This window comes from Streptomyces sp. NPDC002566 (assembly GCF_042889585.1).
Classification (GTDB): Bacteria; Actinomycetota; Actinomycetes; order Streptomycetales; family Streptomycetaceae; genus Streptomyces.
In genome coordinates, this window is record NZ_JBIARD010000006.1 from 79,992 (window position 1) to 95,292 (window position 15,301).

10 protein-coding genes, 1 tRNA gene and 1 other RNA gene are annotated in these 15,301 nt (G+C 74.5%); 3 read left to right on the forward strand and 9 right to left on the reverse strand.

Features of this window, described 5'->3' with window-relative positions; all coding sequences use genetic code 11:
* Positions 1–18 precede the first annotated feature (18 nt).
* From ACFYXA_RS24520 to ffs, 5 genes are all read right to left on the reverse strand, one after another.
* Complete coding sequence (locus ACFYXA_RS24520) at positions 19–1,584, reverse strand: N,N-dimethylformamidase beta subunit family domain-containing protein (protein WP_389036337.1); 1,566 nt, start codon at positions 1,582–1,584, stop codon at positions 19–21.
* 288 nt (positions 1,585–1,872) lie between these two features.
* Positions 1,873–3,630 carry a hypothetical protein gene (locus ACFYXA_RS24525; RefSeq protein WP_389036340.1) on the reverse strand — a complete coding sequence of 586 codons (1,758 nt, stop codon included), beginning with the start codon at positions 3,628–3,630 and terminating at the stop codon, positions 1,873–1,875.
* 513 nt (positions 3,631–4,143) lie between these two features.
* Positions 4,144–5,409, reverse strand: coding sequence for a phosphoribosylamine--glycine ligase (gene purD / locus ACFYXA_RS24530; RefSeq protein WP_389036343.1), 1,266 nt, complete (start codon positions 5,407–5,409; stop codon positions 4,144–4,146).
* Between the two features lie 130 nt (positions 5,410–5,539).
* Positions 5,540–8,014 (reverse strand): DNA polymerase III subunit gamma and tau, encoded by a 2,475-nt coding sequence (locus ACFYXA_RS24535; RefSeq protein WP_389036346.1) that lies wholly within the window; start codon positions 8,012–8,014, stop codon positions 5,540–5,542.
* Between the two features lie 70 nt (positions 8,015–8,084).
* An RNA gene (ffs, locus tag ACFYXA_RS24540) (signal recognition particle sRNA small type) lies at positions 8,085–8,183 on the reverse strand.
* 72 nt (positions 8,184–8,255) lie between these two features.
* Here ffs and ACFYXA_RS24545 point away from each other — a divergent pair.
* Positions 8,256–8,343: transfer RNA gene (locus ACFYXA_RS24545), tRNA-Ser, on the forward strand.
* Positions 8,344–8,433: 90 nt separating this feature from the next.
* Here ACFYXA_RS24545 and ACFYXA_RS24550 read toward each other — a convergent pair.
* From ACFYXA_RS24550 to ACFYXA_RS24565, 4 genes are all read right to left on the reverse strand, one after another.
* Entirely contained in the window at positions 8,434–8,769 is a 336-nt protein-coding gene (locus tag ACFYXA_RS24550) for a hypothetical protein (RefSeq protein ID WP_389036349.1), read from the reverse strand.
* A 102-nt stretch (positions 8,770–8,871) separates the two neighbouring features.
* Positions 8,872–10,689, reverse strand: a complete 1,818-nt coding sequence (locus ACFYXA_RS24555) for a copper resistance CopC/CopD family protein (protein ID WP_389037156.1) — start codon at positions 10,687–10,689, stop codon at positions 8,872–8,874.
* Between the two features lie 262 nt (positions 10,690–10,951).
* Positions 10,952–11,551 carry a GNAT family N-acetyltransferase gene (locus ACFYXA_RS24560; protein WP_389036352.1) on the reverse strand — a complete coding sequence of 200 codons (600 nt, stop codon included), beginning with the start codon at positions 11,549–11,551 and terminating at the stop codon, positions 10,952–10,954.
* A complete protein-coding gene (locus ACFYXA_RS24565; RefSeq protein ID WP_389036355.1) occupies positions 11,551–13,719 on the reverse strand; it encodes a penicillin acylase family protein in 2,169 nt (722 codons plus the stop codon). Before ACFYXA_RS24565 ends, ACFYXA_RS24560 begins: the two co-directional genes overlap by 1 nt.
* Before the next feature lie 77 nt (positions 13,720–13,796).
* Here ACFYXA_RS24565 and ACFYXA_RS24570 point away from each other — a divergent pair, with 77 nt between their 5' ends.
* Together ACFYXA_RS24570 and ACFYXA_RS24575 are read left to right on the forward strand one after the other, a co-directional pair.
* Positions 13,797–14,519: a siderophore-interacting protein gene (locus ACFYXA_RS24570; protein WP_389036358.1), complete on the forward strand. Its 723-nt coding sequence runs from the start codon at positions 13,797–13,799 to the stop codon at positions 14,517–14,519.
* Between the two features lie 88 nt (positions 14,520–14,607).
* A complete protein-coding gene (locus ACFYXA_RS24575) occupies positions 14,608–15,204 on the forward strand; it encodes an HhH-GPD-type base excision DNA repair protein (RefSeq protein WP_389036361.1) in 597 nt (198 codons plus the stop codon).
* Positions 15,205–15,301 lie beyond the last annotated feature (97 nt).

Sequence of the window (15,301 nt, forward strand, 5' to 3'; positions counted from 1 at the left end):
GCAGGGGGGCTACGGACTTCAGTCGCGCTTGCAGATGCGGTCCAGGAGGTTGGCCGTGGCGCGCTGGACACGGGGGTCCGCGTGGCCGGGGCGGTCGAGGGCGGGGGACCAGGCGAAGGTGCCGGAGGCGAAGACCAGGGCGCCGGAGGGGGCCCGGTACAGCGAGGTGTCCTGGTGGCGCGGGACGCCTCGGGCGTCGGTGTAGGGCGAGTGGGCGAGCAGGACGCGCTCCTCGTGGGGCGGGAGCGCGGTGCGGGGGTGATAGCGGTCGGCCTCGCCCGCCACGAGGCCCTCGATCGCGTCGCCCTCGTGCGCCCCGGTCGCCTCCCACAGCCAGTGGCCGGCGTTGCGGACGATCAGCGGGTGCGGCTCGGGCACACGGCCCGCGTACTGGATGCCCAGCAACTGCTGCTCGGCGCGGTCGATCTCCCGCCACAGGGCCGCCTTGCCCGGTCCCCTGCGTTTGCGGCAGGTGAGCAGCCGGCCGGGGACACCCGACGGCGACGGGCCCAGCTCGACCTGCCAGTAGAGGCTGTTGGCGGACAGGAAGACGAGGGAGGTGCCTTTGTCCCGGGCGAGTTCGACGGTGCGGCGCATGCCCCGCGACCAGTACTCGTCGTGGCCGGGGAAGATCAGGCCGCGGTAGCGGGCGGGGTCGACCCGGCCGGCTTCCAGGTCGCGGGCGTCGGCGTAGGCGAGGTCGTAGCCGTAGCGCTCGGCCCAGCGGATGACGTCGTAGGCGTGGCCGACGTGCAGGGGCAGGCCCGCGCCCGCGTAGGGGCGGTCGAAGGAGACCGTCGTCGCGGCGTCGGCCTCGCCGAGGAGACGGCCGTCCTCGTCCCAGGCGTGGTAGAAGCTGGCGCCGGTGCGGCCGTCCTCTGGGTAGAGGTTGTACGCCTGCCAGGTCACGTCGGGCAGGACGAGCAGCAGGTCGGCGGGGCGGTCGTCGCCGACCGTGAAGGGGATGTGCGAGCGGTGGCCGTCGGCGGTGGTGAGGACGGCGACGTACGCGCCGACGTTCCAGTACGACGGCACCTGGAGCCGCCAGGAGAGCCACCAGTGGTGGCAGGAGACCGTGCGGTCGGCGGTGAGGGGCGGGGGCTGGACGATGCCGGCGAGTCGCGGGCTGGTGGTGATCTTGGCGGCGCCGTCGCCCTGGTAGTGGCCGACGCGGTAGATGTCGACGCTGAACTCCTGCGGCGGGTCGACCGTGATGTGGAAGTCGGCGGCCTCGCCGGGGGCGACCCTGCCGGTGGAGGTGAACCCCTTGATCTGTCGGCGCACGTCGTCGGCGGACCGGGGGCCCCCGGTCGCGGCGCGCGGGAGGGGGATCCTGGGGGTGGCCGTACGGGTGGTGGCGTCGGCGGGGCCGGCCGGCCGGGCCTGCGTCGAGCGAGGGGACGACACCGACGCGGAAGCCGTGGCGGCGGTCTGGTCGACGTACCAGGGGACGAGCCGGCCCGTGTCGTCGAAGTACGTCTCCGCGCCGCGCAGCCAGGGGAGGGGCCCCTGTCCGAAGGGGTCCGTCACGGCGTGCGCGAGCGCCCCCGACTCCCATCGGCGGATGTGCGCCTGTCCTCCCATGGTGCTCCCCTCCCTATGGCCCCCGTGGTCGTGTGCGGTGCGGCGCGTTCCTGCGGTGCCCGGACGGCGTTGTGCGTGTTCGGCGTCAGGACGGCGCTCGGCGTTCGGCTGTTCGTGTGGTTGTCCTATGTCGCACGCCCATGCCATGGGCTCTATCGGTCCCAGCACATCACATAACGCGCGTAGGCAGTCACTATTCGTTGCTAATTGGCTGAAAGTGGAACCAAAGCTTCCTCACCGGTCCCCGCTCGCGGGTCACCGGACGCTGGTCACTGGTCGCTGGTCGCCTCAGCCGAGCCGCACCGGTTTCTCCGGGCGTATCCCCAGCTCGATCAGCCAGGTGCGCAGCGGCACCGCGTCTCCGTCCTCGACGAGGCTGAGCACTCTGGGCGTCAGGTCGGCCACGCGCACTCCGTCCACCAGGAGGGTCGGGCCGTCGAGCCAGTCCAGGCCGGGCGTGGCGCCGACGGTGTCCATCGCGGCACAGCAGACCATCGCCGTGACATGGTCGGCGAGCAGCTCGCGCTCGGTGCGCGGGGGCTGGAGCGGGAAGAGCGGGAGCGCCGCGTCGTCCCAGAGGGCGGCGTCGAGGCCCTGACCGGCGGCTACCGCGACCGCGCCGTGCGCCGACTGCGGCGCGGCCTCGGCCTCCTCCCGCGCGACCTCGACGCCGAGCCGGACGGCCAGGGCGCTCTCCGAGCCGTCGGCGTCGTCGGCCTCCGGCGCGGTCGGCCCCGTGCCCTTCGCGCCCCGACGCGCGCTCTCCGTCAGGTGGTCCAGCACCCGGGCCAGCGTCGGGCCGTCGGGCGACGGGACCTCGGGGTCGGCGGTGCGGCGGACGCCCAGGGCGTCGAGGACGCGGTGCAGCCGGGCCGCGTCGGTGCGCCACTTGCGGTCGACGACCTCGTCGGGATACTCCTGCCAGCCCACCGGCGCCCAGTCGGGACCGCACTCCGCGGGGCCGCCGTGGAAGAGGCGGGCCGCGAGGAGGGAGGCCGCCTCGTCGATCGCGCCGGGCTCCTCCAGGAGGTCGCAGGCCGGACGCTCGCCCAGGCGGGAGGCGAACCCCTCGGCGAGACGGTCGCGCCGGGACAGCTCGGTCAGGGCGGCGACGACTCCCGCGTCCAGCCGCGACGGCCAGCGGCCCATCCGCCAGGCCGGCAGCGCCACGCGCGTGAGGAGGCGGTCCCAGCCCGCGTACGCGAGCCCGACCTGCTCCTGGGCGACGATCCGCAGCCCGTAGTCCACGGCCTGCGCGCGCTCCGCCGCAGCGGCGGCCACCCCGCGCTCCATCTCGGCGGCGTGCGCCTGGCAGGCGCGCAGCATCACGCGCGCGGCCCAGCCGATGCCCGCGCACACCAGCCGTACGCCGGGACAGCGCCCGCGGTCGGCGGAGACGGCCACCGCGGCGTCCAGGCCGCGCACGAACCGCCGGGCCGCCGCTATGTCGGGGTGCGCGGAGGGGCCCGTACCGGCGACGACCGGCGCGAGGACGGCACGCAGCTCGCCCACCCGCATCCACCAGAGGAACGGCGAGCCGATGACGAGGACAGGCGCGGTGGCCGTACGGCGGTTCAGCCGGTGCTGGGCGGCGCCGGCGATCTCGTCGCGCTCCCGGGGCGGGGGCGGGCCGTGCGCCGGGTGGGTGCGGTCCTCCAGCCAGCTGTCGCAGTCCGGGGTGAGCGCTATGGCGGACGGCGCGGGCACGTCCAGCCGGTCGGCCAGGTCGCGCACCATCCGGTACAGGTCGGGGGCCGCGCTCTCGGCTACGGCGACGGTCGGACTGAGGGCGGGACGGGCGCGCGCGACGACCAGGGCGACGACGGCGGCGGCCAGCAGGACGAGGACCGCGAGGACGCCGACCGTCCAGCGGGCTGCGTTCCACCCAGGGCCCACGAGGTGGCCGGTGGATCCACCGGCGAGCAGGATCACGGCGGCCGCCGAGGGCAGCAGCGCGACGGCGAGCGCCCGGCTGCGGACGCGCAGCACGGCAAGCGCCCGGGCGCGCGCGGCTTGCGCGCCCGCTTCCACTCCCGTTCCGGTCACGACCGGACGTCACCCCCTCCCCGCGGTCCTTGCGGTGCTTGCCGTGGCGGCACGCCCCGTCGGCTTCGTAGTGCTCACTCCCCCACTGTGGCACCCGCCACTGACATCGCAATGCCGGTGAGCCAAGTGCCGGAACGCTTGCGCCGCACCCTAGTTGGCGCTTCGGCCCCCGTCAGCCGGATGGGGCAGCGCTCACACGATGGAATGGCTCTGGGGAGAGGTGGATGCCGCTGGGCAAAGGTCAGGCCCCGGATTGCACGACTGTCGCCGTGGGGGTTCCGGGGCCTGTCCGAGGGGCGTGCGGGGTCTGTTCGAAGGGGGCGCGCGGTCCGGTTCACGGGGGCGCGGGGGTCTGCTCGAAGGGGCGTGCGAGGCGGCGCGTTCGAGCTGTGTGCGAAGTCGGCGTGAGGGTGTGCGTCGTTCGCGCCGCGGGTCCGTCCGGGTGCTGCCTGCCGTTGAGACTGGTCGAGGCGCGCGCCGAGACGGCTCGCGCCCCCTGCGGAGCCAGACGGGTCACGCCCCCGTCGGGGCCTCCGTCGCCGCCTTCGCCGCGATGTCCGTGCGGTGCTGGGAGCCGTCGAGGCCGATCCGCGCGACCGCCCGGTACGCCCGCTCGCGGGCCTCGGTGAGGTCCGAGCCGGTCGCGGTGACGGACAGGACGCGGCCGCCCGCGCTGAGCACGGCGTCGCCGTCCCGCTTGGTGCCCGCGTGCAGCACGTACGCGTGCGGGGCGTCCTCGGCGGCGACCGCGTCGAGACCGGTGATCGGGTCGCCGGTGCGCGGGGTGCCGGGGTAGTTGTGCGAGGCGACGACGACGGTCACGGCGGCCTCGTCACTCCAGCGCAGCGGCGGGAGGTCGCCGAGGTTGCCGGTGGCCGCCGCCATGAGGACGCCGGCCAGCGGGGTCTTCAGGCGGGCGAGGACGACCTGCGTCTCGGGGTCGCCGAAGCGGGCGTTGAACTCGATGACGCGGACGCCCCGGCTCGTGATCGCGAGGCCGGCGTAGAGCAGCCCGGAGAAAGGCGTGCCCCGGCGGCGCATCTCGTCCACGGTGGGCTGCAGGACGGTCGCCACGACCTCGTCGACCAGCTTCGGGTCCGCCCAGGGCAGCGGGGAGTACGCGCCCATGCCGCCGGTGTTCGGGCCCTCGTCGCCGTCGAGCGCGCGCTTGAAGTCCTGCGCGGGCTGGAGCGGGACGACCGTTTCGCCGTCGGTGATCGCGAAAAGGGAGACCTCCGGGCCGTCGAGGAACTCCTCGATGACGACCCGCTCGCAGCGCGCCGCGTGCGCCTTCGCCGCCTCGGCGTCACCGGTCACGACGACGCCCTTGCCGGCGGCGAGACCGTCGTCCTTGACGACGTACGGGGCGCCGAACGCGTCGAGCGCCTCGGCGACCTCCTCCGGCGTCGTGCACACGTAGGAGCGGGCGGTGGGCACGCCGGCAGCGGCCATCACGTCCTTGGCGAACGCCTTCGAGCCTTCGAGCCGCGCGGCCTCGCCGGACGGGCCGAAGACCGGGATGCCCGCCGCGCGCACGGCGTCGGCGACCCCGGCGACGAGCGGCGCCTCGGGGCCCACGATCACCAGCTCGGCGCCGAGCTCCGTGGCCAGCGCGGTCACGGCCCCGCCGTCCAGGGCGTCGACCTGGTGCAGCTCGGCGACCTCGGCGATGCCGGCGTTGCCGGGGGCGCAGTGCAGCGCGGTGACGGCGGGGTCGAGGGACAGTGAGCGGCACAGGGCGTGTTCGCGGGCGCCGTTACCGATGACGAGGACGTTCACGGGGGTCAGCCTAACGGGCTGAGGGCACGCGGGTTTGTGCGGGCTTCCGAGAGGAGGGGGGCGGGGGAGCTGTGCGTTCCTACAAGGCGGCTCCTGCACGGTGCGCTTCCCCGAGCGGCAGGCCGCCCGGCTACTCGTTGGTGAACTCCTCCACCACCGTCGCTCCCAGCTCGCGCATGATCAGGTCGTGCCCGGAGAGCGCGGACTCGTTGAGGTCGGGATCGTCGTCCTCGGGGATGTCGTCCTCGATGGACACCGGGTCCGGGGCGGAGGGCCGAGCGGCGGTGGTCGGCGGCCGCTGGGCGGGCGCGGGACCGGAGGACGACGTGGAGCCGGAGGAGGGCGCGCCGGAGCCGCCGGCGGAGGCCGAGGACCCGGCGTTCGAGGCTGAGCCGCCGCCGTAGCCGCCGGAGCCGCTCTGGCTGGCGGTGTTTCCAGGCGAGCCGGGACTGCCGTAGCCGCCGCCGCTGTGGGCACCGCCTCCACCGTGGCCCGGACCCTGCCCGGACGTACCGGGACCGCCCGGGCCGCCGAAGCCGCCGGGCGAGCCCGAGTAGCCGGACGGACCCGAGTGGCCGGACGGGCCGGGTCCGCCGAAGCCGCCGGACGGCGGGGCTGAGGCCGATCCGCCGCCGGACGGGTCGACGACCGCCTCGATCTTCCACTGGACGCTGAACTGCTCGCTCAGCGCCTGACGCAGCACGTCCTCGCTGCCGCTCCCGGCGAAGTTGTCGCGGGCTCCGGCGCTCGCGAAGCCGAGCTGGAGCGTGGTGCCGTCGAAGCCGGTGACCTGCGCGTTCTGGCTGAGCAGGATCCAGGTGAAGCGGCGGCGGTTCTTCACCGCCTCCAGGATGTTCGGCCAGAGCATGCGGGGGTCGAGACCGCCTGCGGGGGGCGCGTAGGACGCAGGCGCCGGGGACGCGGGGGCCGCGGGCTGGGGCGCGGCCTGCGGCCCGGGGGCGGGGGCCGAAGGGGCGGAGGAGGCCGGTCCGGGGCCCGCCGGGGGCCTTCCGCCACCCGCAGCGGCGGCCGTGGGCCAGCCGCCGGGCCGACGGCCGCTGCCGGCGGCGGTGGGAGTCGGCCAGGCGCCGGGGGCGGGCACCGTAGGGGAGCCGGTGTCCGCGGGGGCGGCCGGGGCGGATTCCTGCGCGGCGACGGGCTGCTGCTGCGCGGGCTGGGGCGCCGGGGCGGGCGGCGTGGGATCGGGGGCCTGGGCGGGCTGGACGGCCTGACCGCCCGCAGGACCGCCCCCACCGGGACCACGCACCGCCGCACGGGCCGCGGCCGCACCGCCGCCGGGCGGCACAGGCGCGGTGTCGCCGTGGGCAGGACCGGCAGCGGGAGCAGCCCCCGCCGCGAAACCGGAACCAGAACCGGAACCGCCGCCGTGTGCCTCCGGCCCCGGCACGTATCCCATCGAGGGCATGCCGCCGCCCCCGGCGAAGTTCACACCGCGCTCGATCCGGTCGAGGCGGGCCATGACGGACCGCTCGTCGCCGTAGGCGGCGGGCAGCAGCACGCGCGCGCAGATCAGCTCGAGCTGGAGACGGGGCGAGTTGGCGCCGCGCATCTCGGTGAGGCCCTCGTTGACGAGATCGGCGGCACGGCTGAGCTCGGCCGCGCCGAAGACGCCGGCCTGGGCCTGCATGCGCTCGATGACATCGACGGGGGCGTCCAGGAGCCCCTTGTCGGCCGCGTCCGGAACGGCGGCCAGGATGACGAGGTCGCGCAGCCGCTCCAGCAGGTCGGCGACGAACCGCCGGGGGTCGTTGCCGCCCTCGATCACCCGGTCCACGACCTCGAAGGCGGCAGCCCCGTCGCCGGTGGCGAAGGCCTCGACGACGGAGTCGAGCAGCGAGCCGTCCGTGTAGCCGAGGAGGGAGGTGGCCATGGCGTACGTCACACCGTCCTCGCCGGCGCCGGCGAGGAGCTGGTCCATGACGGACATGGAGTCACGCACGGACCCCGCGCCCGCGCGCACGACGAGCGGAAGGACCCCCTCGTCGACGGGGATGTCCTCCTGGCGGCACACCTCGCCGAGGTAGTCCCGCAGGGTCCCCGGCGGCACGAGGCGGAAGGGGTAGTGGTGGGTCCGCGACCGGATCGTCCCGATGACCTTCTCGGGCTCGGTGGTGGCGAAGATGAACTTCAGATGCTCCGGCGGCTCCTCGACGACCTTGAGGAGCGCGTTGAAGCCGGCCGACGTGACCATGTGGGCCTCGTCGATGATGTAGATCTTGTAGCGGCTGCGGGCCGGCCCGAAGAAGGCCTTCTCACGCAGGTCACGCGCGTCGTCGACACCACCGTGCGAAGCGGCGTCGATCTCGATGACGTCGATGGAGCCGGGCCCGTTGCGGGCGAGGTCCTTGCAGGACTCGCACTCGCCGCAGGGCGTCGGCGTGGGCCCCTTCTCGCAGTTCAGGCACCGGGCGAGGATGCGCGCGCTGGTCGTCTTGCCACACCCGCGCGGACCGCTGAACAGGTACGCGTGATTGACCCGGTTGTTCCGCAGCGCCTGCTGCAACGGGTCGGTGACATGCTCCTGCCCGATGACCTCGGCGAACGACTCCGGGCGATAGCGGCGGTACAGCGCGAGAGACGACACGCTTACGAGGTTATAGGCGCACACTGACAACCGGCCCCGCCGCCCGGAGGGCCCCTCGACTCCCCCGGGAACGCAAAACGCCCCCCACGCACCCGCCAGAGCCAACCTACCCTTGCTGCCTTCCGGCCCTGGGGGAGTTCAGTCAGATAGCGCCGCGTGGGGAGCTGCGCTCAGGTTACCTGATCCCGCACCCGGGGATCGAGTTCGCGAGCACTCCTCTCGGTCATGTAATGTTTCCGGCGGAGGATTCGCCTAGAGGCCTAGGGCGCACGCTTGGAAAGCGTGTTGGGGGCAACCCCTCACGAGTTCGAATCTCGTATCCTCCGCCAGTGCCTCACCGGGCACGATGTCGAAGGGCCCCGCTGCTTGCAGCGGGGCCCTTCGACGTTGTCCGGCTCAGTGGTGCCGCGCGATGTGGCTCAGGCGTAGGGGTCCGCACCGAGGAGCACGGTCAGGGTGACGGCGATGGCCGCGGGGCCCAGTAGGGCGAGACGGGCGGAGCGGGCCAGGCGGGCGATGCCGGGGGCGAAGTAGAGGGGCGTCGCTACAGCCGCGGTGAGGGCGACTTGGAGCACGGTCACCTTCACGGAGTCCGCCCTGATCAGCGGTTGCGCCCAGGCGACGGACAGAGCCGTCAGGAGAAGGACCGGGCCGAAGGTGATCAGTGCCGCCCAGGCCCAGAAGAAGACGGCCAGGCAACGGCAGGCCTGCGAGTCGGCCAGGTCGCGGGGTTTGACGTTCCGGGTGACGTTCACGGCTTCAGCATGTCGTCGGCGACCAGGTCACCGCATGGGTGCGGCTACTCAGCCAGGCTTCGCCCACTGCATGAGTACGTGCAGCCGCGGGCGAGCTGTCCCTCAGCGTTCGATGCGTACCGGGCGGGTCACGCTCACCTGGTCGATCTCCGACACCCGCACCGTCAGCTTCATCTCCCAGGTGCCGGGGAGGGGGAGGTTGACGGAGGGGGTGCTCCAGTAGCCGCCCCGGTCGGTGAGCTTGGCGTCCAGGGGGCCTATGTCCTGGCTGGGGAGGGTGAAGGACATGCGCAGCTCGGGGAGGGGGACTAGCCCTCCGTCGACCGCGTAGGCCACGGCCTGGACCGAGTTGCTGCCGACGCGGCCCGGGTCGAGGGTGACCTGGACCTTGCCGCGGGCGTTGCCGACGGCGAAGGGGACGTCGGTCACGGAGGCGACCGGCAGGCCCGCGGACCGCTCCGAGGCGGCCGCCTCGGCCGCCGCCCGGCCGGGGAGCGTCGCGGTGAGGATCGTCGTCAGCAGCAGGACGACCACGGAGACCGCCACTTCCACGAGGACGGACCGGCGCAGGGCGCGGCGGTGGGCGTCCTCCTGCGGTGCGACACGCGCCGGGTCGGTGGCCGGCTGCTGCGGTGTGGTGTCCGTCGCCGCGGGCTGCTTCGCCGTCATGTTCGCTCCCACCGCCACCGGGGTCGGTTCCGTCTTCAGCGCGGCCTCCGTCGTCGCCTCGGCCGTCGTCTTCGGTTCCACCGTCGTCCATCGCTTCGTCCAGTGCCGCGACCACGCGCCGGCCAGGAGCAGCAGGGCCACCGCCGCCAGCTTGGCGAGCAGGACCCGCCCGTACGTCGTGGTCGTGAGGGTGTCGAGCGTGCCGAGGCCCCGCCAGGACTGGTAGACGCCGGTCGCCGCCAGGACGATCACCGAGGCGGTGGCCACGCGGGAGAAACGGGCGGCCACGACGGCCGGCAGGTCGGTGCGGTGCAGCAGGGTGAGCAGGGACGCCAGGCCGCCGAGCCACGCCGCCATGGCGAGCAGGTGCAGCGCCGACGAGGCCATCGCGGCCGGGACCTGGATGCCGGCCGAGGCGTGCTCGGCGGCGGCCCAGGTCAGGGCGAGGCCCACGGCGAGCACGGCGCCGAAGGCGAGGTACGCGCGCGTGGGCCGCTCACGGTCGCCCTGTCGTCGTAGGCGCCGCAGCCGCAGGAGCAGGGCGGCGGTCGCCGCGAGCAGGGCCAGCCGGGCGAGCAGCGCGAGTCCCGGGCGGCCGGTCAGGGTGCGTTGCAGGCCCGCCGGGTCGAACGCCCCCGCCGGGCCCGTGCCCTCCTCGTAGGGGGCGCGCAACAGGAGCAGGAAGACCGACGTGCCGACGAGGACCCAGAAGCCGGCCAGCAGCGGTTTGCGCAGGGGGCGTGCGTCCGGGGGGCGGCAGACCGCCACGAAGACGCCGATGCCGATGACGAGGGTCGCGGCGCCGTACGCGAGATAGCGGCCGATCTTGAACAGGCCGCTGGTGGCCGGGTCCTCGGTGGGTCCGGACGACAGCACGGCCGTCGTAGGGGACGGCTGCCCGACGGAGAAGGTGAAGGCTCCGGAGACCGGGTGGCTGTCCGCCGAGACCACTCGCCAGGCCACCGTGAACGTGCCGGTGCCGAGCTTCTCGGAGAGGGGGACCTGCGCCGTCTCCGAGCGGCCGTCCGCGTGCCGGGCCCCGCCGGTGTCGACGCGCTGGTTGTCCGGGTCCAGGACGCGGAAGGAGTCGTCGAGGAGGCTGACGGACTCGGTGAAGGTCAGGGTGATGCTGCCAGGGGAGCTCTTGAGGACGCTTCCGTCGGCGGGGTCGGTGGAGCGGAGGGCGGCGTGGGCCGACGCCGGGCCCGCGCCTCCGAGGACGAGCAGGACCAGCAGGGCGCCCAGCAGCACCAGCCCTTGAAGCCGCCGGACTCCGCTTCCGTCACCGCCCGCGTTTCCTGCGCCTCCCGCGGCCCGGACCCGACCGGCGCTTCCCGCGCCCTTCTCGTCCGCCGCGCCGGCTGCCGTACCGCGCCGTCGTCCGCCATCGCGCCCTTCGCTCACGTCACCGCTCCGTACGACTCGTGTGCTCGGGGATACGTACGGAGCGGACGGCGGTCCTGCTCACCCGGGCTTCTCGCAGGTCACCGGGCCGGGCGTCCCGCCGCCCAGGTCAACGTGCCCCGGGGAAGGCCACCTCCCGGCGCAAGAAGGCCAGTTGCGCCTTCTTCTCGGGCAGGAACACGTCCGGCAGGTCGATCTCCGGGAGGGTGACGACCGGCCCCGCCTCGAAGCCCTGGCGCAGGAAGCGGGTGATCGCCTTCTCGTTGCGCACGTCGGGGTCGACGACGACCCGCCGCCTCTCCAGGCCCAGCAGCACGTACGCCGCGAGCACGCCCATCAGCAGCGCCGACCAGCCTGACCGCGCGCCCCGCGCACCGGCGGGCGCGAGGAGCAGGTGGATGCCGATGTCGCCGGGCTCGACCTGGTAGCACTCGCTGACGCGGTCCGCGGCCGGGTCGTACGTCTGGAGCAGGCCGACCGGTTCGGCGTCCAGCTCGACGAGGTGGGCGTGGTGGGTGTCGAGGCCGGCCATGTGGGCGTAGATCTCGGCCACCTGGTCGCGGGTCAGGCCGTTCATGCCCCAGAACGCGGCGCGTTCCTCGCTCGTCCAGCGGTGGACGACGTCCGCGTCGCCCTCGGCGTCGAGGGGCCGGATGCCGACGCTTCCGAACCCGTCGACGGTCTGCTCGTACGTATACCGGTCGGACATCAGTGGTCGCTCTCCTTCTTCAGCAGCGCCCAGTCGGTGACGACCGGCGCGAGCTCGCCCGTGAGCCAGAGGGGGAGCTGGTCGTGGTGGTGGGGGCTGTCGGGGCGGCCGGACGCGCCGAAGGGCACGACCCAGCGGCTGTCCTCACGGCGGGCCAGGTCCCAGACGTAGCGGGCGGCCGGGCCGCGTGCGGCGAGGTCGGTCCAGCCGGGCACGGCGGAGGTGCACAGCACGCAGTCGTGGTCGCCGGAGAGGGCAGGGGCTTCGTACGACGGGTCGGGCAGGGCCCGCCAGGGGGCGAGGCGGTGGGTGTCGCCCCAGCGGGCGGCCGGCTGTCCGGCGACCTCATCGACGGCCTCGCGGACGAGCGCGCGGCGGTCGACGCCGTACAGCTCGTCGGCGCTGAGCAGGTGGGCGAGCGCGAAGCCGATGCGCGGGACGAGGGCCAGCCAGGGCAGGAGCACCTCGGGGTAGGCGGGCGGGGTGGTCAGGGCGGCGAAGGCCGGATGAGCGGCGAGGCGGCGCACGACGGCGCTGCGCAGGGCGGCGTAGGCGGCCGCGTCCTGGCTGTCGGCGTCCATGCGGCGGTCCCAGCGCAGCAGGCGTTCGCGCAGGCCGGCGGCCGGCCCGGTCAGGTCGTCGAGGGCGGCGAGGTGATCGAGGAGCGGGCCGGCGGACGCGAGGTGGGTGTCGGTGTGCAGGGCCGGCATGTCGGCCGCCGACCACTGCCTGCGTCCGTCCAGCAGTTCCCGGATGCGGTCGGCGCGGTGCGGCGGGGCGAACTCGACGCCGAGCGGGGCGGCCGGGCCGCGCTGGTTGGCCATGACGGCGACGCCGTCGGTGAGACCGGCGCGGTGCGTCTCGTGCCAGCCGGTCCACTCGTGGCCGGGCTCCCAGGCGGGGACCAGACGGACGCGGTTGGCCTCGGCGCGCACGGGGACGCGGCCGGCGACCCGGTGCAGCAGTCCGCCCTCGGTGTCGGCGGCCTGGACGACGTTGACCGGCTCGGCCCAGCGGTCGAAGGCACGGTCCACGTCGGCGACCCGGCGGGCGCGCAGGAGCGGCAGCAGGGCGCTGAAACCGAGGTCGGCGGTGACACGGGGCGGGTAGCGCAGGGCCAGGGCGAGCGGGGCGCCGGCCTGGTCGGGGTCCGACGCAGCCCCCTCGGGGCGGCCCCCGGTGACACCGTCACGGTCCGACGCGATCCCCTCGGGTCCGCCCGCGATGACGGGCCCGCGTTCGGTCTCCAGGATCTCGACCTCGACGCTCTCCTCCCCCGCGACCCGGATCAGCTCGGTGTGCCGGGTGACCCGCCGCCAGACGCCGTCCGGGCCGAGGGCCTCGACGTCGGTGCCCGTGCGGCGCAGGCGCTCGCGGTAGAGGTCCTGGTAGTCGGCCATGGCGTTGGTGATGGCCCAGGCGACGGTTCCGGTGTGCCCGAAGTGGGCGATGCCGGGGATCCCCGGCACGGCGAGTCCCACGACGTCGAACTCGTCGCAGGCCAGGCGGATCTGCTGGTAGACGCCGGGGTCCTCGATGAAGCGGTGCGGGTCACCGGCGATGACGGCCTGCCCGGTGCGGGTGCGCTCGCCTGCGACCAGCCAGCCGTTGCTGCCGGAGGTGCCGGGGCCGTCGGTGGCGAACAGCCCGACCGCCTCCGGGCCGAGGTGCCGGATCGCCTCCTCGCGCCACAGCTTGGCGGGGAAGCCTGCGAACAGGATGTGGGTGGAGAGCCAGACGGCGAGCGGGGTCCAGGGCTCCCAGCGGCCGGGGGCCAGGGCGAGGTCCGCGAACTCGGGGGCGGGCGGCGCGGTGGACTCCGGGGCGGCGGCGGCCCCGGTCAGGCCCTCGTTGACGCCGTCCACGTACGCCCGTACCCAGTCGGCGGTCTCCGGGTCGTGCTCCTCCAGGGCGGCGAAGCAGCGGCGGGCGGTGTCGTCGAGGCGGGCGCGGCGCGCGAAGCGGTCCCAGGGCAGGGCGTCGGCGCCCAGGAAGGACGCCGAGGTGCCGCGGGCGCGGTGCCGTTCGACCTCCAGCTGCCAGGCGCGGTCGCGGGCGGTCACCCGCCCCTGGAGCCGTGCGAGCTCGCGGGCGCTTCCGGCGCGCACGTGCGGGATGCCCCAGGCGTCCCGGAAGACGCCCTCGGGTCCGTCGGTCTCGGTCGTCACCCTGTGACCCCTCTTGCTTTTAGGTTAGCCTCACCTAACGATCAGGCCAGGAATCGTACGCGAGGGGTGCAGAGGTCATGGGTCAGGGGCGGGGCTGGGAGGGCGCGGTCCTCAAGTTGATGCGGGCGAAGGACTACACGCTCACGGTGACGGACGCCGAGGACGTCACCCCGCACTACCGCCGGGTGCGCCTCACCGACGGCGGCCTGCTCGCGGCGAGCGGGGTGCATCCGACGATGTGGGTCCGGCTGTGGTTCACCGACGCGGGCAAGCCGCACCAGCGGGCGTTCACCCTGGTCGACCCGGATCCGGCGGCGGGCGCCTTCTCCCTGGAGTTCGCGCTGCACGAGGGCGCGGCCAGCGACTGGGCGCGGACGGCGAAACCCGGCGACACCATCGAGGCGACCGTCCAGGGCACCGGGTTCGAGGAGCCGTCGCCGTCCCCCTCGCACGTCCTCGCGGTCGGCGACCCGGCCTCTCTGCCCGCGATCAACTCCCTGCTGGACGCGCTGGGCTCGGCGCCGGCGACGGTGTGGTTCGAGGGCGACGCGGACGGCCTGCCCTTCCGCGCCGACCCGTCCCGGCACGAGATACGGCACGTGCCCCGCCGCGACGACGGGGCGCACCTCGTGGAGCGGGTGAAGGCGGAACTCCCCGAACTGCTCCGTCTGACGCCCGACCCGTACGTCTGGATCGCCTGCGACACGCGCACCACGCGCGCGTTGTCGACGTACGTGCGCAAGGAACTGGGCGTGGCGAAGGACCGCGCGCACGCTCTGGGGTACTGGCGGGCGGACTGAGCCGGGGGCGCTGGCGGCCCCGATGAGCCTGCCGGGCGGGAGGGGGCACGGCGGGCAGCCCCGGCCCGTACGCGGGATGATCGAGGGCATGGACGTCACCCTTCACCTCGCCCAGGACCCCGACGCCGACGAACTCCTCGGACGCTCGCCGCTCGCCGCGCTGGTCGGGATGCTGCTCGACCAGCAGGTCCCGATGGAGTGGGCGTTCAAGGGGCCGCGGACGATCGCCGACCGGCTCGGCGCGGACGACCTCGACGCGCACGACATCGCCGTCCGCGACCCCGAGGCGTTCGCCGCCCTCCTCTCCGAGAAGCCGGCCGTGCACCGCTATCCGGGCTCCATGGCCAAGCGGATCCAGCAGTTGTGCCAGTACCTCGTCGAGCACTACGACGGTGACGCCGCCGCCGTCTGGAAGGACGCAGGCACCGGCAAGGAGCTGCTCAGGCGGCTGGAGGAACTGCCGGGCTTCGGCAAGCAGAAGGCGCGGATCTTCCTCGCGCTGCTCGGCAAGCGGCTCGGTGTGCGGCCGACGGGCTGGCGTGAGGCCGCCGGCGCCTACGGCGAGCCCGATTCCTTCCGCTCGGTCGCCGACATCACGGGCCCGGAGTCGCTGGCGAAGGTGCGGGCGCACAAGCAGGAGATGAAGGCGGCGGCCAAGGCCGCCAAGAAGGCCTCTTCGAGCTGACGCCGCACGCTCCCGGGGACTCGCGGCCGAGCGGGCGGGCGCTGCTCCGAACGGGCGGTTCCCGGGTTCCGCGTGCTGGGCGGCCGGTGTGTCGTGG

What these genes read in the sequence shown, in the direction of transcription:
- ACFYXA_RS24520 (WP_389036337.1), bottom strand. Translation starts at nt 1,584, where the DNA reads ATGGGAGGACAGGCGCACATCCGCCGATGGGAGTCGGGGGCGCTCGCG.
- ACFYXA_RS24560 (WP_389036352.1), bottom strand. Translation starts at nt 11,551, where the DNA reads ATGTCCGACCGGTATACGTACGAGCAGACCGTCGACGGGTTCGGAAGC.
- ACFYXA_RS24570 (WP_389036358.1), top strand. Translation starts at nt 13,797, where the DNA reads ATGGGTCAGGGGCGGGGCTGGGAGGGCGCGGTCCTCAAGTTGATGCGG.
- ACFYXA_RS24575 (WP_389036361.1), top strand. Translation starts at nt 14,608, where the DNA reads ATGGACGTCACCCTTCACCTCGCCCAGGACCCCGACGCCGACGAACTC.